Genomic DNA, 20,779 nt, shown 5'->3' with positions numbered 1-20,779 from the left:
TCGCCTACATGTTGCGGATACGGATATAGCGCTTGATGTCCTTCATATTCGCCATCACGCCGAGCACCAACGCCGGCAACAAGAGGTATTTCAGAAAGCCTTTCATGACGCCTCCCACTTCAGTTATTTCACACCGTATCCGTGACGGCCTACCGCTTAGCCGCCTCGCAACCCGAGCGCTCAGGCGGCTCGTGCGGGCAACCGCTCCATCCTTGCCATCACAAGCGTCACAGCCAGTTCGACCGCCTGCTCGACGACCGCCGCCACCGTGCCGCTCAACCCCATTCTTCCTTCCTCACCATGCTCGAACCCGAAGTCTTGCGGCTCGCAACCGAGCACGACAATGTCCTCGCAGCCACCGCCCAGCATCCGCACCGTTTGCAGCACTTTGGCCGGATCCATTTCGTGCGGCGACATCAGAATCGGCGCCGCATACAGATCGCCCGGCTCATCGCCGGCGGCATTTTCCACGGACGGCTCGATCACATACAGCGTGCCCGGCGCACCGCCGCGCTGCGTCGTGTCGATCAGAATCGCGCTGTCCACACCGTCGAGCAGCGCATAGCAGAGATCGATGCCGCGAATACCGAAGTCCGCCACGCTCACGCCGTCAGCGAACGCCGGTAATTCCCCGGCCGCCAGTTTCTCCCGCAGACGGCGCACCACTTCGACGCCGAAACCATCGTCGCCGAGAAACACATTGCCGATGCCCGCCACCAGAATCGCGCTCATGCGTGCCCTCCTTTACGACTCGGTTGACTGAACGAGCCGAATGGCCTGGACGGGCCGGCGCCACTGACCAGGGGCTCGATCTCGTCCGGGCCGAAGAAGAAGCGATGGCCGGGCATGCGCTGCAGGCCGAAGTCTTTGCCGGGATCGTCGTCGACCGTCACGGCAACGTGCACGTGATCGTCGAAATCGCGCTCGATCGATTCGATCGTGGCAACCATGCCGCTCAGTGCGATATCGAAGATGTCCGCGCGACCGCGTGGACGCAAACGCACCTGATCGCCGATCCGGATCTCGACGCCCGCCACCCGCACGCAAGCCAGATGCGGCCGCGCGTCGAGCTCCGCCCATGGCGACACCGGCATGGCGGGTGTTTCCAGCGGTGAAAATCCGCCGACACTCGCGCCGTCGAGTACGCGCACCTGCCGTAACGTGCCATGCAACTTTTCCATCTGCTCGGCACCGAGACTTTCAGTACGTGCAAGCAAGGCACGCGCACGCTCGTCCGTGGCGATCATTTCGCGCTTTTCGTCGTCGGTCATGGTGAGAATGCGCAGCGTGAGGATTTCGTCGATCTCCGTGGAGTCGAATAGATCGCCGGCGCTTTCAGGCGCAATCTGCGGGAAGTCGTACAGAATGATCGGCGAGGCGAGCATCGTGTCGGGCTGTTGTTCGTCACCCACGAGAACGGGCCACACGCCGATATTGCGGCTCGCGGCAGCCGCCGCGGCCAGCTCCGTGGGCGGATCGATGGAAGAAATCCACGTGCCGCCCTCGACGGTCAGCACCGTATGACAGGACACCAGCGCGTATAGGGAAGCCGCATCGCGCTTCAATTCGTGGGCATTGTCGAGCGGGGTCTCGTTGACGATACGCACCGTCAAACGATAAACGCCGGCGGCTACACTCGCGGCGCTCAATTCGACATGGCCTTGCAGCGAAGCGCGGATACGGCGCAGAGCGCCACGCAGCGTGCCTTGCCTGTCAGCGAGCGGTTCGAGATCGCTGGCGGCGTCGAACGAAAAGGCGATCTGCAGCGGTACGTCAAGCAGTTCGTCCATCACCAGAACCGGTACGGCGATGTGCCGCTCGGCCGCTTCCTGCCATGGGGTGTAGCGCCGCTCGTCGATATCGAGCACGGGCACAGTGCGCCAGGCCGGCTCGCCCGACTCCGGCCGCGCGGCGGAACCCTGGTCCACGTCGAGCACCGTTCGCTCGATCACCTGCAGAAAACCGGGCCGCACGGCCACGCGGGTGTGCTCGTCGCCGCGCAGCAGACACTCGGTTTGCGTCACCCACGGATCGCTACCCGACGCCTCGGCATAGGCGCGCGGATACACGCCGCCGAAGGTCCAGCGTTGCCGGTTCTTTACCGAAGTCGGCCGGTATGGATACAGCATGTAGCCTTCGTACAGCACCGCCTGAACCACGCTCTCGATCGCATTCACGATATGTCCTCCTCGACGCCGTCGAGCAGGCTCGACACCGCCTGCTCCCAGCTCGTGAGACCCCGCCTGCTTTTGTAATGCGAGAGGCGATCGAAGACGTCCCGATGCAAACACAGCCAGGCGCCGTTCGGGTAGTAGCGGGTCATCATGTCGCGCCATAGCGCGACGGGTAGCCGGTACGCCGCTTCCTTGTGCCAGGGAATCGGCGCGGCCTGCAACGCGCCGTCGTCTTCGCGATAGAACACCGTGCCGCTGAATTGCAGCATCAGTGGAATCTCGCCTTCTTCAAGGCCGTGAAAATATTTGGTTGCGGCCACATTGAAGTCGTAGCTGCATGGCACCGGCAAATCGAGCGTGCATTCGCCGGTAAACGGTGGCGCGACTATCGACGTATGCGCCCATAGCAGCGTACGCAGCGTCTCGCCCCAACGCGGCGGCGCCCCGAACAGGTCCTCGAGTCCGTACTGCTCGGCGGGCGCGTAGCGGCGCTGCGTTGCTTCGATCTGGATCTGGCATTGCAACGTGATGCTGGCGATCTCTTCCAGCGCCGGGGTATTGGCGATACGCAGCCTGAACGTCAGCAGCGGCGCTGCGGCGAACGGCACGACTTCCGCCGACTCGACAGTGAACCCGAGATCAGGCATGGAGCAGGCCCTCCGGCACCCGGCCATGGGCCTTCAGCGCGGCGAAGAAACGATGAATCGAATCCCACGCCTCCCTGCCGCCGGACAGTCCGCGCCAGCGCGCGCGAATCACGCCGGTTAGCGCGTAGCACTGGTCAATCGGCACACGGTAGTAATCGCGCGCGCCTTCGCTGCGATTGACCAGCAGCGCTTCGACGTCGGGTTGCAGTTGCGCGAGCAACGGGTTTTCCGCGACCAGTTCGTCCCACGCCCGCAGTTCCAGGAGCGATTGCGTGCCGCCGGCCGGTCCGGGATACAACGCCACGACGCGTTGTGCCGCGCTGTCATGAAAGAAGAACGCGATATCGATGGGAATCGCCAGCGCGTCCCATTGCGCATCGCTCATGCGAAAACCGTTGAGATAGTGTGCGTCGCGCGGCACCGGACGATAGCGCGCATTCTGCTGACTGCCGAACAGTAGCGCGCACGCGCGGCAACAGCAAAAGAGCTTTCGTTTGGCGGTTTCGAACAGATGCGGATGATCGGGCAGTAGCGGCAGGCCGCACAACTCGCACTGGATGTCGTCGGCGTTGCGCACGAATTGGCGCAGCCGCGCGATCCAGCCGCGTGCCGGAGCGGCGGGCGTCATTGCGCGCCGGCCTCGGTCCGGCTTGCTACCTCATTTGCTACCTGATTTGTCACGTCCTTTGCTACGTCATCCGCCGCATCGGTGTGATGCGGCACAAAGCGCAGCTCGTGCACATTGACGTCCGTCAGACCTGCAATCTCGACACGCATCGCTTCCGGCGCTGCTTCGAAAATCGCACGTTCGATTTCCTGCTGCAATTCGCCCACTGAGTTGTGCTTGCCCTGCAGACGGCCGGCCACGCGCACACGCACGGCCTCCTCCGCGGCGTCGAGCAACTCGATCTGGATGCCCTGTACGCCAAGCAACGGCCGCATCTTCTCGACTGCACGCGACACGCGCGTCGGCAGATCCTGCGGATGCAAGCCGTGCAACAGCAGCAACGCGGACACACCAGCGTCGCGCTCGAACGCTTCGATCATGGCGTCGTCCATCACGCCCGCCTCCGACACGATCTCCATCAACCGTGCGAGCCCATTCGTATGCAGATCGAGAACGACCCGCAGCAGTTCTTTGGCCGGCTCTCTTGCGCGCGGATCGTCGAGCGCTTCCAGCGCCGCAATCAATTCGTCGATGCGGCGTTGCTGGGCGACGACCGCGCTCTCGTTGCTCACGTGTGCGCTCCCTGCATCACGCCAAAGGTCGGCGAATGCGACGTATCGATCGTCTTGCCGTTGCCGACGTACATATGCACGCCGCACGGCAGGCACGGGTCGAAGCTGCGCACCGCGCGCATGATGTCGATGCCCTTGAACTTGTCCGGCCCGTTCTCTTCGAAGATCGGCGTGTTCTGCACCGCGTCTTCATAGGGCCCAGGCGTACCGTAGATATCGCGCGGATTGGCGTTCCACGGTGTGGGCGGATACGGATGATAGTTGGCGATCTTGCCGTCGCGGATCACGAGGTGATGCGAGAGCACGCCGCGCACTGCTTCATGGAAACCGCAACCGATCCCCTCTTCCGGCACCGTGAAGTCGCTGAACGTGCGAGTGCGTCCCGCGTGCAATTCGGCCAGCGCCTGCTCGGCAAAGTACAAGGCCGCAGCCGCGGAATACGCCTGAAAATACGTGCGGGCGCGATCGCGTTCGATCGCATTGCTCCACTTCGGAATCTTCCATTCGAATTCGACTTCGGGCTTGAGCGCGGTCTTCGGCAAATAGATCTTCACGCTGTGACCCGTCGCCTTGATATAGCCGATATCGACCAGACCCGCCAACGCGGTGGCCCACAAGCGCGCGATCGGTCCACCGCCGGTATCGAGCGCAAGGTGATCGCCAGTGCGCTTGTCGAGCCAGCGCGGCGACATCACCCACGTGTAGTTGCCGTCGAATTTGCGCTTCTGCGGGTGCGGCAGCGTGGTCTGATTCCACGGATGCTTACGGTCCACCGGATTGCCGAGCGGATCGTTCTTGACGAAGGTCTCTTCGTGATCCCAGTCGTCGTAATAGGAACTGCCCAGCAGGATGCGGATGTTCAGGTTGATATCCACGAGATCGGTCGTCACCAGTTCGCCGTCCACCACCACGCCCGGCGTGACGAACATGCCACGGCCCCATTGCGTCATCGTGTTGTAGTTGTAGTCGCATACGTTCGGGTCCTGGAACGACCCCCAGCAACCGAGCAGAATGCGACGGCGGCCGACTTCTTCGTAACCCGGCAACGCTTCATAGAAGAAGTCGAACAGATCGTCATGCAACGGCACGACTTTCTTCATGAACTCGACGTACTTCATCAAGCGTGTGATGTAGTCCGTGAACAACTGAATGGTCGGCACCGTACCCACACCACCGGGATAAAGCGTCGACGGATGCACGTGACGTCCTTCCATCAGGCAGAACATCTCGCGTGTATAGCGGCTGACCATCAAGGTCTCGCGATAGAACTCGCCGGTGAACGGATTGAGCGCGGTCATGATGTCCGCGATGGTTTTATAGCCGTGCTTGTCCGCGTGCGGCGCAGGTGTTTTCTGTGCCTTGTCCCACACGCCGGGATTGGTCTCCTTGACCATCCTCTCGCAGAAATCCACGCCTACGAGGTTGTCCTGGAAGATGTTGTGGTCGAACATGTATTCGGCCGCTTCGCCCAGATTGACGATCCATTCGGCAATTGCCGGCGGCTTCACACCGTAGGCCATGTTCTGCGCGTACACCGAACAGGTCGCGTGATTGTCGCCGCAGATTCCGCAGATGCGGCTCGTGATGAAGTGCGCGTCGCGCGGGTCTTTGCCCTTCATGAAAATGCTGTAGCCACGAAAGATCGACGACGTGCTGTAGCACTCCGCCACGCGGCGGTTCGCAAAATCGATCTTGGTGTAAATCCCCAGACTGCCGACGATCCGCGTAATCGGATCCCAGTTCATGTCGACCAGCTTGCCCGGCGCTGCCTGGGTACTGGTGGTCGCTTCAGGTGCGGTACTAACGGCCATGACCTTCTCCCTGCTGACAAGTCGAATTCCGCCAACTAAGCCGCCAGATCAGCGACGATAGCCGGTAGTGAGTTTCGAACCGTTGTGACGCCATTTCGGCTCGTCGTTGAGCGTGTTCCTGGTCAGCTTGCGCAGACTGCGAATCAGCGGCCCATAACTCTTGATGAGATTCGACGACAGCACCGCTCCCGGCGGCTCATCCATGAACGGCATGAACTTGTCGGGAAAGCCTGGCATCGTGCAGCCAATGCAAATCCCCCCTACATTCGGACAGCCGCCAATGCCGGCCATCCAGCCGCGTTTGGGCACGTTGCATTGCACGACCGGCCCCCAGCAACCGAGCTTGACGATGCAATTCGGGCTGCCGTATTCGGTGGCGAAGATCGCCTGCTCGTAGGAGCCCGCGCGATCGCAACCGTCGTGAACCGTGCGTGTAAACAACCACCTCGGCCGCAGCGCTTCGTCGAGCGGAATCATCGGCGCGAGGCCTGCCAGTTGATAGAGCAGATAGAGCAACGTCTCCATGAAGTTGTCCGGCTGCACCGGACAACCCGGCACGTTGACGATCGGCAAGCCCGCTTTCGACTTCCAGTCCCAGCCGAGATAGTCGGCGAGGCCCATGCAGCCGGTCGGATTACCTTCCATCGCGTGAATGCCGCCGTAGGTCGCACAGGTGCCCGCGCCCACCACCGCCAGAGCACGCGGCGCAAGCCGGTCGAGCCATTGCGGAATCGTGATCGGTTCCTGCGTATCGGGGTCGGTGCCCAACGCGGCCCAATATCCTTCGCGATTAATACGTTCGTTTGGAATCGACCCTTCCATTACCAGCACGAAGTTCTCAAGCTCGCCACGCGCGGCCTGATGAAACGGCTTGAGAAACTCGTCGCCGTTTTCATACGCCAATACGGGGTTATGCAAATGCACCTTTGGTAGACCGGGAATAGCACCAAGAATTACATCCTCGATGCTCGGCTGAGTCGCCGCGGTAATTGATACCGAATCACCGTCGCAGCCGAGGCCCGCGGTAATCCAGATGATGTGCACTTCCTTGAGAGCCGGCGCATGCTGAGTCTTGCGCCCATAGGGGACGTTGTCTGCTTCTGCCATGATGAGTGTCTCCACTGCGAACCACGTTCTTTTCAGGTCAGGCAAAGATACGTGGCGAGTGCCGCACGGCAGTCACGTGTCCAGCAATCGATCGATAAGTATTCCGCGCGATGCGGTTAAAAGGATCGGATTTGCTGCATGTATTGTTGGGGATAGGTGCCCACCGTGATGAGCCCGAAAAACTTTTTTGAGTATAGTTCAGCGATACGAAATAACCCAATTTCCGTAACAAACTCACTAAACTACGCGCAGCGTATTGGACCGATAAGGACTCGGCAGGCGTGCCTTTTGTAATTCTCTGACGATAGCCCTTAAGGGTTTAGCTCAATGCCGCGTAAGCGTCATCAATCGCGACCGTTGATCTGCCGCCACGCTCACGAGTGGATCTCGAGTTCTTCGAATCGCATCCATTTGTAAACCGCAACCGACAATAGCCAGCTCGCCAGAAATACGCCGATGATCGCATAGCCGATCATGCCGAAGTTCTCATTCAGACTGCCCACCACCTGCCAGAATCCGCCATTCAGATGCAGCTTGTCGGCCAGTAATCCGAGGCCTTCTATGCCGCCGACAAGAAGCGCGACAAGCACCGAGATCGTCGTGATGGTGACGTTGTAGTAGAGCTTGCGGACCGGCTTCACGAAGGCCCATCCATAGGCGCCCAGCATCAGGATGCTGTCGGTCGTATCGATCAGCGTCATGCCGGCCATGAACAGCACCGGAAACACCAGGATCGACCAGATCGACATGCCTTGCGCGGCGCCGGCAGCGGATATGCCGAGCAGCCCGACTTCGGTTGCCGTATCGAAACCCAGCCCGAACAGAAAGCCGAGCGGGTACATGTGCCAGCTCCTGCTGATCAGACGGAACAACGGCCGGAAAATACGCGCGAGCAAGCCGCGATTCGCAAGCAGCATGTCGAGATCTTCATCGACATAAGGCTCACCTCGGCGCACGCGCCGAAAAGCGCGCAGCACCGAACGCAGCACGATCAGATTCAGAAGTGCAATGGCAAACAGAAAGAACGTCGACACTAGCGTGCCGATCATCGCACCCGTTTCCTTGAAGCCACTTATACGGCTTTGCAACGCCATGGCGGTCGCCGCAATGCCGATGGTTGCGAGAACGACGATGGTGGCGTGGCCGAGCGAGAACATCAGTCCGACCGTCACCGGACGCTGGCCGGACTGCATCAGTTTGCGCGTGACGTTGTCGATGGCCGCGATATGATCCGCATCCACCGCATGCCTCAGACCAAATGAGTAAGCCAGCAGGCAGGAGCCCATGAGCAGCGGATAGCCGCGGAACGCCACGAAGGCCGCGACCCATGCCGCGATATTGAAAGTCAGTAGTAACGCGTACAGCCATGCGATCTGCCGGCGCTGATGGCCGTTTTCCTCGCCGAGGAGCGCCTTCACAAACTCCACCATGGGTTCTCTCCCGGGAGGCCAAGGCCGGCTGCGTTGCACAGCCAGGCGCTTAACGCCTGCATTCGATAATAGTACTTTTCAGGCGCATCCGATCCCGCGCGAACTCGGACACGCCGCGCCACCATTGCGATGACGCAGTGCGGCACGGTTTCAGTGCTACTTCACGTCGAATGCATAGTCGCCATGCGTGCGATGCCCATCTGAGGCCACCGCCACCCAATGCACGGTGTAGTGACCCGCCGCGAGCGGCGGCAGCGGCACGGCGATCGCCGCCGCTTGATGGGCGTCGACTGCGGACTTCTCCGTGTTGACTTGCTTGCCGCTTGCGTCGGTCACCGTCAGCGAACTGAATGACGGCTCGAGCGGCCCGTCGAATATCACGCGGACCTGAGCGGGCGACGCCACCGTCGCGCCCGCACCCGGCTCCTGCTTCTGCGGAAATACATGGGCGAAAGCGGCGCTCGCGAATGCGAGCCCGGCAATCAGCAAGGGCACCTTCGCTGCGGCGCGCAGCCAGTCATGTCGATCGTTGTTCATCGCTTGCTCCTGCGTTACGGTGTTCATACGTTACTGTTACTGGAAGAGAGGCTTGCCGATCGTAGTGGGCGCGACATCGTCGAAGAAGATATGCGCCTGAACGAGAATGCCCACATGCGAGCCGCTTGCGTGATTGATCGGGATTTGCGCTTCAACGCCGAACTGGCCATAACGGTTGATCCAGATGAAGCCCGGATTGACCGTGCCGGTTGTCTGCCCCTGGCTTCTCGAGAGCGGAACTTCCACCAGCGGAATCACGTTCGCCAACGGCTGCGGCAAGCCGATGTCGTGCACGTGCTGCTGCAGATACGGCAAGCTGTATTGCACCGTGAAGCCGTAGTTGAACGCGTTCGGCTGCCCTGCCCCGGTTGTCAGCGCCGGGCCGGCTTCACCCGTGATCGCGATCGGCCGCAAATACGCCAGAGATGCGGGAAGATCGCCCATGCCCTTGCCGGCGTAAATCGTCGGCGAGATCGTCGAAAAGTTATCCGCAATCGCTCGGCTTCCCGTGCCGCCGAGTTCAGCGTTCACACCGACCGAGGTCATGAACTCGTGTTCATCGTTGACGTAGAGCAGGTACTTCAGACCGACACCGAAGTTGTCGAAGCCACGCGCTTTGGGATTGTTCTGCATCGCGTAGGTGCCGTCCACCGAGACCGCCAGCCGCGGTGTGATCAGCTTGTCGTACTCGAAGTCGAAGGTATTGATGCTTTGATCGCCGGCGTCGCCGGGTACGCGCTGATGGCCGTACTCGAGGTTGGCTTCGTCGCCGACACCGGGATCGTCGACGGCCATTGTCGACGGAAAGACGCGATTACCTGCAATCGCGTGAGCACTGGCGAAGGAAGGAGCGAAGAGAAATACGCTGGCGGTCGCCGCAACGAGCGACGCCGCGCGCAGCGGTAGCGCGCTGCGCGTTGCCTGGGTTTGCATGGTTCATCCTGTTCATGGGTCGTGACAATGCCGGCGCGCGCGTCAACTAACGGACGTGCGGCGGCATCGCGATGCGCTCATGGCATCGCAACGGTATGACTCGAATCAGGATGCGGACGGAGGGGCGCGGGGCTGCGCGAAGGTGAGCGGCTCGACGCGGCGAACGCGTTCGAAGCGGGTCGCGACGGTGTGCTGGACAGCACGGACGGTGACGAAAAACAGCGCCTCGACGCTGGGCACCGCCGGCATGTGAGCGAGCAGACTGCAATAGCCGCAGGCGTCGCCATCGGACATGGCAGCGTGTTGAGCTTGTTTGCTGCCGGGGTCGTCCGAGGCCTGATCGTGCATGGAGGACATGGAGGGCATCGACGACATGGCGCCCATGTCCGGCATGGAAGCCATCGACGGCATCGAGCAATGCTCGCCTCCCATTCCGGCTTCACCGCCATTGCGTGCGGCGAGCGAATGGGAGATCGTTGGCGCGAGCGTAGCCATCAGGATCGCAAACAATCCTAGCCAACTGCCGATCTTCCGATGGAAACGACTCAACATGCGCCCGGCGACACGATAAGAAGCTGTCGCAGATTATGCCATGGCCTAACGCGTGTCCTGGCCGCCAAGGCGCCGGTTATGCCGAACATTTGGCCGATACGCAGCAGACAGTGGACAATGCCTCATCCCGGCTACCGGCACGGAGTGCCCATGAAAGCGTATCGCCCGCGTCCCCCGCATTTTCCCGGCGATCAGTCGCACGCCGAGTGGCGGGATCACACCTTGCCTTACATCGTCGTGGCCGCGCTGATCGTGCTGATCATCACGCTGATCGTCTGGGTGGTCGATCCGGCGCCGCCGAAGACCATCACCATCAGCGCGGGTCCGCACGATAGTTCGTTCCTCGTCACCGCGAATCAGTACAAGAAGATCCTCGCCCGCAACGGCATCACGCTGAAGGTGCTGGAGTCCGATGGCTCGGTGCAGAATCTGAGCCGTCTGCTGGACCCGAAGCAGCACGTCGATCTCGCGCTCGTGCAAGGCGGTGTGGCCGATGGGCTCGATACTTCGTCGCTGATGTCGCTCGGCAGCGTTTTCTATATTCCGGTGGTGGTGTTCTATCGCGGCTCGGGTATCAGCGAGCTTTCAGAACTGGAGGGCAAACGGATTGCAATCGGCCGCGAAGGCAGCGGCACGCGCCTCCTCTCGCTCAAACTGCTGGAAGCAAACGGCATCCAACCAGGCGGCAACACCGTGCTGGTGCCGAGCGACGGCATGCAGGCCGCCACGCAACTCGTGGCAGGCGACGTCGACGCGGCGATCCTCAACGGCGACTCCGCGACACGCGGCCTGATGCTGCGGCTCCTGAAAGTGCCCGGCATCTCGGTGATGGATTTCGATGAAGCGAGCGCCTATACGCGTCTCTTTCCCTACCTCGACGAGATCGACCTGCCGCCCGGCGTGCTGGATCTCAGGCGCAGAATTCCGCCCGACACCATCCATCTGATCAGCCCGACGGTCGAGCTCGTGGCCCGGACCGGTCTGCATCCGGCGATTTCCGACTTATTGATCGAGGCCGCCCAGGAGGTGCACGGCATGCCGGGGCTGTTGCAGCGCGCGGGGGAGTTTCCGAGTCCGGTCGCCCATGAATATCAGATCAGCGAAGACGCGCAGCGCTACTACAAGACCGGCAAGAGTTTTCTATACCGCACGCTGCCGTTCTGGCTCGCGAGCATCGGCGATCGCACGCTCGTTCTGCTGCTGCCGATGGCGGTGTTGTTGTTTCCGGCGATGCGCCTGATCCCGGCGCTGTACCGGTGGCGCGTGCGCTCGCGTATCTATCGCTATTACGGGGCGCTGATTGCGATCGAACGTGGCGCACTGGCCGATTCGACCGAGGAGGAACGCAAGCAGCTGTTCGCGGAGCTCGATCATATCGAGGCCTCGCTGAGCCGCTTGCGTATGCCGCTCGCATACGCCGACGCGTTCTATGTGCTGCGCGAGCACGTCGGCTTCGTGAGGGTCCGGCTGGCGGCGCAAGGCAGCCGCCTTTAACCGGGCGGCGGGCCTTTTCTTTACGCTTTACGCTTCGGCGGTGGCCGACGGTGCTGCCGGCGGTGTAGCCGATTCAGCGTCGGGGGTGTCCGTCGAAGCGACTTGCGGCTGGCTCCCTGCCTCGGCTTGCGGAGTGGCCGACGCAGCAGAAGCATTGGCGGACGAATCAGCCGACGAAGCCGCTGCTTTCGCCGCGCCCCTGCCCGCACGATGCGCCTGCAGACGCTGCGCGCCGGCCGCTTCCTGCGCCGTCACCTTGCCTGCTTCGCCACCCGTCAGATCGACGCGCGCGGCGCCTTCAACCAGGCATTTCCAGTAGCGGCTGCCACGGCACCAGGTTTTGATCGCGTCGCGCAACTCGGCTTCGCTCAGCGACAGCTCCTTCGCATGAACCACGAGGTCCTCGAAGATGCCAACCTTCAGCGGCAGCTTGGGCGCCGGATTCTTCGGGAAAACATTCGGGAAGCGCTTTTGCAGTCTCCCGATCGATTTCACCACCGGGTCCACCGGCTTCGCGTCGGCCGCAGGCCTGGCGTCAGCCGCCGGCTTGGCGTCTGTCGCTGGCTTGTGACCAGGCGCGGCACGACGCGGCGGCGACGGCTTGCGCGCGGGCTTCGCACCGGGCTTGGCGACCGGCTTGGCCGCAGGCGCAGCTTCGGCGCGTGCCGCGGCCAGTTGCTTCTTTAATTCAGCAAGTTGTTCGAAACCCATAGCGCACAATCAATCGAGAAAGACAGGATTGTAGCAGCGTGTTGAAACATGCTCGTGAGAGGCGGTGGGACGCCGTGCGCCAGCGGTGGCTAACGTTCTGCTATGGCACGATTAAACTCGATACTTTCCGCCCCGCTTGCCGCGTTCGCATTTCATCGAGCGCGAATAAAGCCCGTATTTCATTGCGCTTTTCGAAGGATGGAGTTGAAGATCTTGTTTTTTGCCACCAAGGTAAAAACAGAGGGAAAAATTAGCTTTTGACCGCCACAGGCACCGTCACCTCAACCGCCGTCAGGCCAAAAACCGACACGCACAAGCCGGGCCGGCCGGCGTTGTTGCGCAGGGAAAGCTGCAGTTGATGCCGTGCGGCGATCCGGGCCACAATCGCCAGCCCAAGTCCGCTGCCGTCGCCCTGGGCTTCCTCCCCGCGATAGAAGCGGTCGAAAACCCGCTCGATCTCAGCCTCCGGGATCCCGGACCCGCTGTCCACGACATTGAACCCCACGCGCTCGCCCGACCGTTTCAGAATCACGTCGACACGCCCACCCCGCGGCGTATGCCGGATCGCATTGTTGATCAGGTTCCCCAACAGGACACTCATCCCGTGCGGTTCAGCCAGCACCGTGTAGACATCGTAGTTCGCGCGCGCGTCTTCACACTCAAGCCCGAGATCGATCTCCCTCGTCTCCGCGAGCAGCGAAAAATCGCCGACGACCTGCTCGCCGATCCGGCGCAGACTCACCGGCACCATCGACGTCACCGGATGCGCATCCTCACGCGCCAGCGTCAACAACTGCTGCACCAGGTGAATGATCCGGTTGACCCGTCCCTCGACGCGCTCCAGCGTTTGCCCCTCGCCCTTTAGCGAGCCGTCACGGGAAGCCGCCTGCAATTGCAGCTTCAGCGCCGCAAGCGGCGAGCGCAGCTCATGTGCGGCGTCGGCGATAAACGTGCGCTGCGCCTGCGATGCAACGTTCAGACGTTGCAGAAGATCGTTGAGCGCTTGTACCAGCGGCTTGATTTCGACCGGCACGCTGCCGTCCAAATGCAATGGCTCCAGCGAATCGAGCGAACGGGTCGTCAGCGCGCGCGTCAGGCCGCCGATCGGCGCCAGCCCCCTTGCCACCACCAGCAACACCAGCACGATCGTCACCGGCACGAGCACGCCGAGCGGCCAGAGCGTATGCAGCGCCAGTTTCAACGCGAGGTCTTCGCGCACGGAGATCGGCTGCGCAACCTGGACATAACGGTCGCGCTGTTCCACCCCGAACGTGCGCCAGTGATTCTCGCCGCGCTCGACCGTGCTGAAACCGGCAGGCAAACGCGAGAATACCGGCGCCTGCCTCGAGTGATAGATGAGATTGCCGGAGCGGTCCCAGATTTCGATCACGACGCGGTCGTCAGCCAGGTCGCCCAGGTCGGGATTGCGATGCTCGCCGTCGCCAGCGCCGGCCAGATTCGACGGCAACGACAGCGCCACGGTACGCAGTTCGTAGTCGAACAGTTCGCCCGCTTCTTCGCGTGCAGTGTGAAAAATGCCGAAGCCGGCCGCGCCCGAGGCCGCGGCCAGACCGAAAATCAGCCAGCCCAGCAGCCAGCGGCGAATCGACGTCATCAGCACCTCTTCAGACGGTAGCCCACGCCGCGCACGGTCACCACCTGCTCCGCGCCGATCTTGCGCCGCAAGCTGTGCACGTGCACTTCGATGGTGTTGCTGCCCACCTCCTCGCCCCAGCCGTAGAGCTTCTCTTCCAGCTCAGGTTTGGTGAACACGCGCGTAGGCTCTTCGATCAATGCCTGCAGCAAGGCGAACTCGCGCGGCACGAGCGGTAGCAATTCGCCGCCTTTGGTGACTTCGTGCGCCGCGGGATCGAGTGTGAGATCGCCGTGCGCATAGACGGGTTGCTTCTGGCCAGTGCGCCGCCGCAAGAGCGCGCGCACGCGCGCGGCCAGCTCGTCGAGGTCGAATGGTTTGATCAGGTAATCGTCGGCGCCCGCATCGAGGCCGCGAATCCGCTCATCGACCGCGTCGCGCGCGGTCAGGATGATCACCGGCGCGGCGCCTCCGTTCTTGCGGTACGCATTGAGCACGTCGATGCCGTCCTTCTTCGGCAGGCCGAGATCGAGCAGCACGAGGTCATACACGCCGTTACCCAGCGACAGTTCCGCCGCGCGGCCGTCTTCAGCCCAGTCGATTGCGTAGCCCGAGCGGCGCATCGCGCCCAGCACCGTCTCCGCAATCATGTCGTCGTCTTCGACCAGTAGCAGACGCATGGCCTCTCCTCTCTCCAGTTTGCCCGCATTGTCCGGCCCGTTAGCTTAACGCTTCCTTATGCGTCCCTTAGGAAACGCTTAGGGGACGCTTAGGCGAGGCTTAATGTCCGTTAAGCGTTCCTTAAGCACCCCGTCAGCAGAATCGGCACCTGTTTGGCGACAGCCGTTCGCGGCCGTCTCACCTTTTGTTCAGGAGCCGGATTTTGCCCGTTTTCAACACCGCCACAGCGGCGCGGTTGCGCGTGCTCGTGCCGATCTGCGCGATGCTGCTCGGCGGCTGCACGTGGTATCACCGCGAGCCGCTCGCAGCGCAGGATACGTCGACCTCGGCCCGTTCGCTCGAACGCATCCAGATCGATCCGTCCACCATGCCGCTGCCTGAACTGGCCGCGCATCGCTTCGATCCGTCCGATGGGCTCGACATCGACGAAGTCGCGATGCTCGCAGTGGCGAACAATCCCGACCTGAAGCTGGCCCGCGACGATCTCGGCATTGCCCGAGCGCAGGCCTATTCAGCCGGATTGCTGCCCGACCCGCAACTGAGCGTATCGAGCGATTACCCGGGCGCGGCCGGCGCCACGCGCGCGTTCAATTATGGTTTGAGCATCGACGTGATGGCGATCGTGCTACGCAGCGCGAACAAACAATCCGCCGACGCGACGGTCGCCAAAACAGACCTCGGGCTGCTGTGGCAGGAATGGCAGATCGTCGCCCAGGCGCGGCAATTGTTCATCAAGACGCGCTTCCAGCAGGACACGTTGCCGCTGCTGCAACAGCAGCGCGACCTCGCGCGCACGCGCTATGAGCGCATGGCCGAAGCGCACCGCGACGGCAATCTCACCGACGACACGCTGACAGCCGCACTCACCGCCTACAGCGACGCACGCAAGCAATACACAGACGCCGAACGCGCCGCGGAACAGACGCATCATGATCTGAACGCGCTACTCGGCCTTTCGCCGGAGGTGCAGTTGTCACTCACCAGCAGCGAAGACGCGACCGAACTTTCCGACGCGACGCTCGACGCAGCGCTGGCCAAACTCGCGCAACGCCGCCCCGATCTGATCGCGCTGCAGGCAGGCTATGAAGCGCAGGAGCAGAAATACCGCGCGGCAATTCTCAGCCAGTTTCCGAGCCTTTCCGTGGGTTTCGTGCGCGCGCGCGACACCTCGAACATCTACACCAGCGGCTTCCAGATCAATCTGAGTTTGCCGATCTTCAACCGCAATCAAGGCAACGTCGCGATCGAAAAAGCGACGCGTCAGCGCCTGCGCGACGAGTATCAGTCGCGCCTGAACCAGGCGTATGCCGATGTGGCCCATCTACGCGCGGACAGCGTAATTCTCACGCGACAGTTGCAGCAGACCGAAGCCGCGCTGCCCGACGTCGATCTCACCGCGCAGCATGCGGCCGCTGCCTACGCGCAGCACGAACTCGTGCTCGGTGCCTACACCGATGCAGAAAGCGCCGCGCTCACCAAACGTGTCGACGTCGCCACGCTGCGCGAATCGCTCGCCGAACAACGCGTCGGCTTGCAGGCGTTGCTCGGCAGCGCGATCCCCGACGCCTTTACCTCCGCTCAGACCTTCACCGAAACTCATGCGAAATAGCCCACTAGCAGCGCGGCGGCCGCGCATCGCCGCGTATGCGATTTCTCTCGCCTGCGCTGCACTGATGAGCATCGGCGTGCATGCGGCCGATGCGGCTAGCGCGTCCGCTGGCGACGATGCGGCCGACCAGGCCGTCGTATCCGTGCAAACCGTACGGGTGCAGCGCGCCGTCATCGCGCAACCGGTCCGCGCGTATGGCATCGTGGCCGCGTCCGCGTCGAATCTGACCACGGTTAACCTGCCTTACCTCGCGCGTATCGTGCAGATGCGCGTGCAAGCCGGACAGAGCGTGACGCGCGGCGCGCCGCTTTTCGTCGTGCAGGCCGACCCTGCCGCAGTACTGGCCGCCACTCAGGCGAAGAGCGCGGTGACACTGGCGCAAGGCGAACTGGCGCGCACGCAATCGCTGTACGACAAAGGGCTCGCCACGCAATCGCAAGTCGCCACGGCCCGCAAGGCCGCCGAGGACGCGCAGCAGGCGCTCGCGGCGCAAAGCCAGACGGGCGTCGCGAGCGGCAACAAGATCGTCACGGCGCCGATCGACGGCGTGGTTTTGCAGATAACGGCGGCACAGGGCGATCAGATGCAGCCCGGCGCGGCGATCCTGCAGCTGGCAGGCGGTAACGGCAAGGATGCGCGCGCGAATGTGATGCTTGGCGTCGAACCATCGGACGTCCCTGCTATCCATGCCGGCGACATGGTCACGCTGCACGGCCTGTCCACCTCGCTCGCCAAGGCCGCGGCGGACGGCCACGTTGTGCTGGTCGGGGCATCGATCGATCAGCAAAGCCAGCTCGTCAACGTCGGCGCGAACGTCCCGCTCGGACAGAGCGCATTCATTCCAGGTACGCGTGTCAGCGCCGATATCGCGACGCGCAGCGGCACGCATTGGGTTGTGCCGCGTGCCGCCGTGCTGAAAGACGACAAAGGCGCGTACGTATTCCAGATCACGCCGCAAAACAAGGCGCGCCGCGTGGCCGTGGTCACGCAGGTCGAGAACGGCGACCGCTACGGCGTGGACGGTCCGATCGACGCGGCTGAAGGGCTCGTCGTCAGCGGCAACTATGAATTGAAGGACGGCATGGCGGTGCGGGCTGGCGGAGGCGCGCCGCGATGAATTTCGGTCAATGGATGCAGAAGCACCGGCGCTCGCTGCTGTTCGTGATCGCGCTGCTGGCGATCGCGGGCGCACTCACCGCGTTCCGCCTGCCGATCTCGCTGTTCCCGAACGTCGCGTTTCCACGCGCCGTCGTCTCGCTCGACGCGGGCGACCGCCCTGCTGAACAGATGGCCACACTCGTCACGATGCCCGTCGAAGAGGCGCTGCGACGCGTGCCGAACGTTCGCGATGTCGAATCGACCACGAGCCGCGGCGCCGCGGAAATCTCGATCAATTTCGACTGGGGCACCGACATGGCTCAGGCCACGTTACAGGCGCAGTCGGCCATCAGCGAGATCCTCGCGACGCTGCCGCAAGGGACCTCGATGCAGGTCCGGCGCATGGACCCGACCGTGTTCCCGGTGCTCGCGTATAGCTTGACGTCGAAACAGCAATCGCTGTCGGCGCTGCGTGATCTCGCGCAGTTTCAGATGCGCCCGTTGCTGTCGTCAGTAGAGGGCGTGGCGCGCGTCGAAGTGACGGGTGGCGCGCAGGACGAATTCGAAGTCGCGATCGATCCGGCGCGCCTTGCCGCCTACAAGATCTCGCTCCCGGATGTATCGAAAGCGATCGGTGCGAGCAACGTACTGATGGCCACGGGCCGCATCGAGGATCATTACAAGCTGTACCTCGTGATTGCCAACACCACGATCACGCAACTCGACGAACTGCGCAACGTGGTGGTGTCGGCCAACGGCGCGACACAGATCCGCCTCGGCGACATCGCAACGGTTCGCCAGGGTGTCGTGCCGCAATGGATGCGCGTCACTGCCGACGGCCAGGACGCCGTGCTGCTCAACGTCTATCAGCAGCCGGGCGCGAACAGCGTGGCGATGGCCAAGGCGATCCGCGCCAAGCTCGCTGACTTCCAGCATCAGATGCCGGCGGGCGTGCATCTCTCGAACTGGTACGACCAGAGCGAACTGGTGATCGCCTCGGCGACCAGCGTGCGCGACGCGATCATGATCGGCGTCGTGCTGGCTGCCTTCACACTGTTTGCCTTTCTGCGCAACTGGAAGATCACCGCGATCGCGGTCGCGCTCGTGCCGGTCGTGATGGCCGCGACGATCCTGCTGCTCGACGTGTTCGGCATGGGCTTCAACATCATGACGCTCGGCGGCATGGCGGCCGCGGTCGGCCTCGTGATCGACGACGCCATCGTGATGATCGAACACATCGTGCGACGCATGCGTGAAGGCGGTGCGCACAAGTTCCATGGCCGCGTGATGGCGGCGGCGCTTGAATTCACGCGGCCGCTTGCCGGCTCGTCGGCGGCGACGCTGATCATTTTCGTGCCGCTCGCGTTTTTGTCGGGCGTGACGGGTGCGTTTTTCAAAGCGCTCTCGGTGACGATGGCAAGCGCCCTGTTCATTTCGTTTCTCGTCACGTGGCTTGCGGTACCGATTCTGTGCGACCGCTGGCTGAAACCGAAGGACGCCGAGGAACACAAGGAAACCCGCTTCGCTTCGTGGATGAACCGCCGCTACGGCTTTGTGATCGAGCACGTCACGGCACGCCCGGTTCTCGTACTGCTCGGCCTGGTGCCGCTGATCGTGGTGGCCGCGTTCGCATTCACGCGCGTGGGCAGCGGCTTCATGCCGAGCATGGACGAAGGCGGCTTCGTGCTCGACTATCACACCGAGCCGGGCACGTCCGTCACGGAAACCGACCGCTTGATGAAGCAGATCGAGGGCATCATCCGCGCGAATCCGAACGTTGCAACTTACTCGCGCCGCACCGGCGCCGGACTCGGCGGCGACCTGAACGAGCCCAACAAGGGCGACTTCTTCGTGCGGTTGAAATCGACTGGCCGCGAGCCGATCGAAACGGTGATGGAAGAAATCCGCTCGAAGATCGAAACGCAGGTGCCCGGCGTGAACATCGAACTCGCGCAACTGATGGAAGACCTGATCGGCGACCTGACCGCGGTGCCCCAGCCGGTGCAGATAAAAATCTATTCCGACGACCAGAACACACTCGACACCACCGCACGCAAGGTCGCCGCGCAGATCGGCAAGATTCAGGGCGTGGTGGACGTGAACGACGGCATCAATCCGGCGGGCGACGCGCTCGAATTGCACATCCGCCCTGAGGCGGCAGCCGCCGAGGGCATGGACCCGCAGTCGATTGCGCAGGCCGTGTCCGACATGGTGGAAGGCAACGTTGCGACGCAATTCCAGACCGGACCGAAGACGGTGGGCGTGCGGGTGCGCGTGGCGGGCGCACTGAAGCTCACCGATACGCAACTGGGACTGCTGCAGATTCGCGCACCGGACGGCCATCTGTTCGCGTTGAACCGTGTTGCCGATCAGGTGCCGGTGACGGGCCAACCGGAGATCAGCCGAGACAATCTCAAGCGGATGGTGGCGGTGACGGCGCGCATCGACGGCCGCGATCTGGGCTCGACGATCTCGGATGTGCAGAAGGCGTTAAGTGACAAGAGCTTGTTGCCGACCGGCGTGTATTACGAACTGGGCGGTTTGTACCAGCAACAGCAGATTGCTTTCAAGGGTTTGTTGAGCGTGTTCGGTGCTGCGATTGCGTTGGTGTTTGGATTGCTGCTGTTTCTGTACGAGCGTTTCCGGATTGCGCTGGCGGTGATGGCGATGCCGTTGCTCGCGGCGGGCGCTGTGTTTATTGGGTTGTGGATTACCGGTATCGAGTTGAACATCTCCGCGATGATGGGGATGACGATGATTATCGGTATCGTGACCGAGGTGGCGATTTTTTATGTATCGGAGTTGCAGGGGTTGGTGCGGGATGAAGGTATTGCGGTTGAGGAGGCGCTAATCGCGGCGGGGAGGAATCGGTTGCGGCCGATTGCCATGACCACTATTGCGGCTATTTTGGCGCTGCTGCCGCTTGCTTTTGCCCTTGGGCAGGGGGCTGCTATGCAGCAGCCTTTGGCGGTTGCTATTATTTCTGGGTTGATTGTGCAGTTGCCGTTGGTGTTGGTTTTGTTGCCGGTTTTGTTGAAGTTGTTGATGAAGGAGGGGCCTATTTAATGGGCTGGGGTTTTGCCTGCGCGGCGCTTATTGTTCGTGGCTCTGGCCTTGGTGCCTTTCCTTGCTTTGTTAGTGGTCTATTAGCGTTCCCCCTGT

The 20,779-nt window shown here is 62.4% G+C and carries 18 protein-coding genes; 4 read left to right on the top strand and 14 right to left on the bottom strand.

Translation table 11 applies throughout. The features are described 5' to 3' along the window. Positions 1-180: 180 nt before the first annotated feature. The 11 genes from M0D66_RS36195 to M0D66_RS36145 form a co-directional block, all read right to left on the bottom strand. Positions 181-732: a hydrogenase maturation protease gene (locus M0D66_RS36195; RefSeq protein WP_200655035.1), complete on the bottom strand. Its 552-nt coding sequence runs from the start codon at positions 730-732 to the stop codon at positions 181-183. Further along, positions 729-2,177, bottom strand: coding sequence for a hypothetical protein (locus M0D66_RS36190; protein WP_266212765.1), 1,449 nt, complete (start codon positions 2,175-2,177; stop codon positions 729-731). The genes M0D66_RS36195 and M0D66_RS36190 overlap by 4 nt, the downstream gene beginning before the upstream one ends. Further along, on the bottom strand, positions 2,174-2,821 hold the full coding sequence (locus M0D66_RS36185) for a DUF6084 family protein (RefSeq protein WP_266212764.1): 648 nt from the start codon (positions 2,819-2,821) through the stop codon (positions 2,174-2,176). Before M0D66_RS36185 ends, M0D66_RS36190 begins: the two co-directional genes overlap by 4 nt. Further along, positions 2,814-3,449, bottom strand: a complete 636-nt coding sequence (locus tag M0D66_RS36180; RefSeq protein WP_266212763.1) for a DUF5947 family protein — start codon at positions 3,447-3,449, stop codon at positions 2,814-2,816. Before M0D66_RS36180 ends, M0D66_RS36185 begins: the two co-directional genes overlap by 8 nt. Continuing rightward, positions 3,446-4,060 carry a NifU family protein gene (locus tag M0D66_RS36175; RefSeq protein WP_266212762.1) on the bottom strand — a complete coding sequence of 205 codons (615 nt, stop codon included), beginning with the start codon at positions 4,058-4,060 and terminating at the stop codon, positions 3,446-3,448. Before M0D66_RS36175 ends, M0D66_RS36180 begins: the two co-directional genes overlap by 4 nt. After that, positions 4,057-5,871 (bottom strand): nickel-dependent hydrogenase large subunit, encoded by a 1,815-nt coding sequence (locus tag M0D66_RS36170; protein WP_211707222.1) that lies wholly within the window; start codon positions 5,869-5,871, stop codon positions 4,057-4,059. The genes M0D66_RS36175 and M0D66_RS36170 overlap by 4 nt, the downstream gene beginning before the upstream one ends. A 48-nt stretch (positions 5,872-5,919) precedes the next feature. After that, on the bottom strand, positions 5,920-6,978 hold the full coding sequence (locus M0D66_RS36165) for a hydrogenase expression protein HypE (RefSeq protein WP_054043013.1): 1,059 nt from the start codon (positions 6,976-6,978) through the stop codon (positions 5,920-5,922). A gap of 374 nt (positions 6,979-7,352) precedes the next feature. Further along, entirely contained in the window at positions 7,353-8,408 is a 1,056-nt protein-coding gene (locus M0D66_RS36160) for a HoxN/HupN/NixA family nickel/cobalt transporter (protein WP_200619376.1), read from the bottom strand. A 156-nt stretch (positions 8,409-8,564) separates the two neighbouring features. Next, positions 8,565-8,945, bottom strand: coding sequence for a copper resistance protein CopC (locus tag M0D66_RS36155; RefSeq protein ID WP_266212761.1), 381 nt, complete (start codon positions 8,943-8,945; stop codon positions 8,565-8,567). A 36-nt stretch (positions 8,946-8,981) separates the two neighbouring features. Further along, positions 8,982-9,878 (bottom strand): hypothetical protein, encoded by an 897-nt coding sequence (locus M0D66_RS36150; RefSeq protein ID WP_266212760.1) that lies wholly within the window; start codon positions 9,876-9,878, stop codon positions 8,982-8,984. 105 nt (positions 9,879-9,983) lie between these two features. Beyond that, the gene (locus M0D66_RS36145) at positions 9,984-10,430 is read right to left on the bottom strand and encodes a DUF2946 domain-containing protein (protein ID WP_266212759.1); all 447 of its coding nucleotides are present in this window, start codon (positions 10,428-10,430) and stop codon (positions 9,984-9,986) included. Positions 10,431-10,580: 150 nt separating this feature from the next. Here M0D66_RS36145 and M0D66_RS36140 point away from each other — a divergent pair, with 150 nt between their 5' ends. Continuing rightward, entirely contained in the window at positions 10,581-11,924 is a 1,344-nt protein-coding gene (locus M0D66_RS36140; RefSeq protein WP_211707225.1) for a TAXI family TRAP transporter solute-binding subunit, read from the top strand. Positions 11,925-11,951: 27 nt separating this feature from the next. Here the strand turns inward: M0D66_RS36140 and M0D66_RS36135 are convergent, their stop codons facing one another. The 3 genes from M0D66_RS36135 to M0D66_RS36125 all read right to left on the bottom strand — a co-directional run bounded on the left by M0D66_RS36135 (position 11,952) and on the right by M0D66_RS36125 (position 14,909). Further along, positions 11,952-12,635 (bottom strand): ProQ/FinO family protein, encoded by a 684-nt coding sequence (locus tag M0D66_RS36135; protein ID WP_266212758.1) that lies wholly within the window; start codon positions 12,633-12,635, stop codon positions 11,952-11,954. 250 nt (positions 12,636-12,885) lie between these two features. Beyond that, a complete protein-coding gene (locus M0D66_RS36130; protein WP_211701354.1) occupies positions 12,886-14,250 on the bottom strand; it encodes a HAMP domain-containing sensor histidine kinase in 1,365 nt (454 codons plus the stop codon). Then, positions 14,250-14,909: a response regulator gene (locus M0D66_RS36125; RefSeq protein ID WP_093642898.1), complete on the bottom strand. Its 660-nt coding sequence runs from the start codon at positions 14,907-14,909 to the stop codon at positions 14,250-14,252. Before M0D66_RS36125 ends, M0D66_RS36130 begins: the two co-directional genes overlap by 1 nt. Before the next feature lie 203 nt (positions 14,910-15,112). Here M0D66_RS36125 and M0D66_RS36120 point away from each other — a divergent pair, with 203 nt between their 5' ends. From M0D66_RS36120 to M0D66_RS36110, 3 genes are read left to right on the top strand one after another with little or no spacing between them, the layout of a single operon-like run. Further along, positions 15,113-16,519: a TolC family protein gene (locus M0D66_RS36120; RefSeq protein WP_266212757.1), complete on the top strand. Its 1,407-nt coding sequence runs from the start codon at positions 15,113-15,115 to the stop codon at positions 16,517-16,519. Beyond that, positions 16,509-17,636, top strand: a complete 1,128-nt coding sequence (locus M0D66_RS36115) for an efflux RND transporter periplasmic adaptor subunit (protein WP_266212756.1) — start codon at positions 16,509-16,511, stop codon at positions 17,634-17,636. The genes M0D66_RS36120 and M0D66_RS36115 overlap by 11 nt, the downstream gene beginning before the upstream one ends. Beyond that, positions 17,633-20,683, top strand: a complete 3,051-nt coding sequence (locus tag M0D66_RS36110; protein ID WP_266212755.1) for an efflux RND transporter permease subunit — start codon at positions 17,633-17,635, stop codon at positions 20,681-20,683. The genes M0D66_RS36115 and M0D66_RS36110 overlap by 4 nt, the downstream gene beginning before the upstream one ends. The last annotated feature ends 96 nt before the right edge of the window (positions 20,684-20,779 follow it).

The sequence above is a fragment of the Paraburkholderia sp. SECH2 genome (assembly GCF_030464795.1).
GTDB lineage: Bacteria > Pseudomonadota > Gammaproteobacteria > Burkholderiales > Burkholderiaceae > Paraburkholderia > Paraburkholderia aspalathi.
This window is presented reverse-complemented; position numbering and strand designations above follow the sequence as displayed.

Coding starts and splice junctions, on each gene's coding strand:
- M0D66_RS36195 (WP_200655035.1), bottom strand. CDS start 732: ATGAGCGCGATTCTGGTGGCGGGCATCGGCAATGTGTTTCTCGGCGAC.
- M0D66_RS36185 (WP_266212764.1), bottom strand. CDS start 2,821: ATGCCTGATCTCGGGTTCACTGTCGAGTCGGCGGAAGTCGTGCCGTTC.
- M0D66_RS36180 (WP_266212763.1), bottom strand. CDS start 3,449: ATGACGCCCGCCGCTCCGGCACGCGGCTGGATCGCGCGGCTGCGCCAA.
- M0D66_RS36170 (WP_211707222.1), bottom strand. CDS start 5,871: ATGGCCGTTAGTACCGCACCTGAAGCGACCACCAGTACCCAGGCAGCG.
- M0D66_RS36165 (WP_054043013.1), bottom strand. CDS start 6,978: ATGGCAGAAGCAGACAACGTCCCCTATGGGCGCAAGACTCAGCATGCG.
- M0D66_RS36160 (WP_200619376.1), bottom strand. CDS start 8,408: ATGGTGGAGTTTGTGAAGGCGCTCCTCGGCGAGGAAAACGGCCATCAG.
- M0D66_RS36155 (WP_266212761.1), bottom strand. CDS start 8,945: ATGAACAACGATCGACATGACTGGCTGCGCGCCGCAGCGAAGGTGCCC.
- M0D66_RS36150 (WP_266212760.1), bottom strand. CDS start 9,878: ATGCAAACCCAGGCAACGCGCAGCGCGCTACCGCTGCGCGCGGCGTCG.
- M0D66_RS36145 (WP_266212759.1), bottom strand. CDS start 10,430: ATGTTGAGTCGTTTCCATCGGAAGATCGGCAGTTGGCTAGGATTGTTT.
- M0D66_RS36140 (WP_211707225.1), top strand. CDS start 10,581: ATGAAAGCGTATCGCCCGCGTCCCCCGCATTTTCCCGGCGATCAGTCG.
- M0D66_RS36135 (WP_266212758.1), bottom strand. CDS start 12,635: ATGGGTTTCGAACAACTTGCTGAATTAAAGAAGCAACTGGCCGCGGCA.
- M0D66_RS36130 (WP_211701354.1), bottom strand. CDS start 14,250: ATGACGTCGATTCGCCGCTGGCTGCTGGGCTGGCTGATTTTCGGTCTG.
- M0D66_RS36125 (WP_093642898.1), bottom strand. CDS start 14,909: ATGCGTCTGCTACTGGTCGAAGACGACGACATGATTGCGGAGACGGTG.
- M0D66_RS36115 (WP_266212756.1), top strand. CDS start 16,509: ATGCGAAATAGCCCACTAGCAGCGCGGCGGCCGCGCATCGCCGCGTAT.
- M0D66_RS36110 (WP_266212755.1), top strand. CDS start 17,633: ATGAATTTCGGTCAATGGATGCAGAAGCACCGGCGCTCGCTGCTGTTC.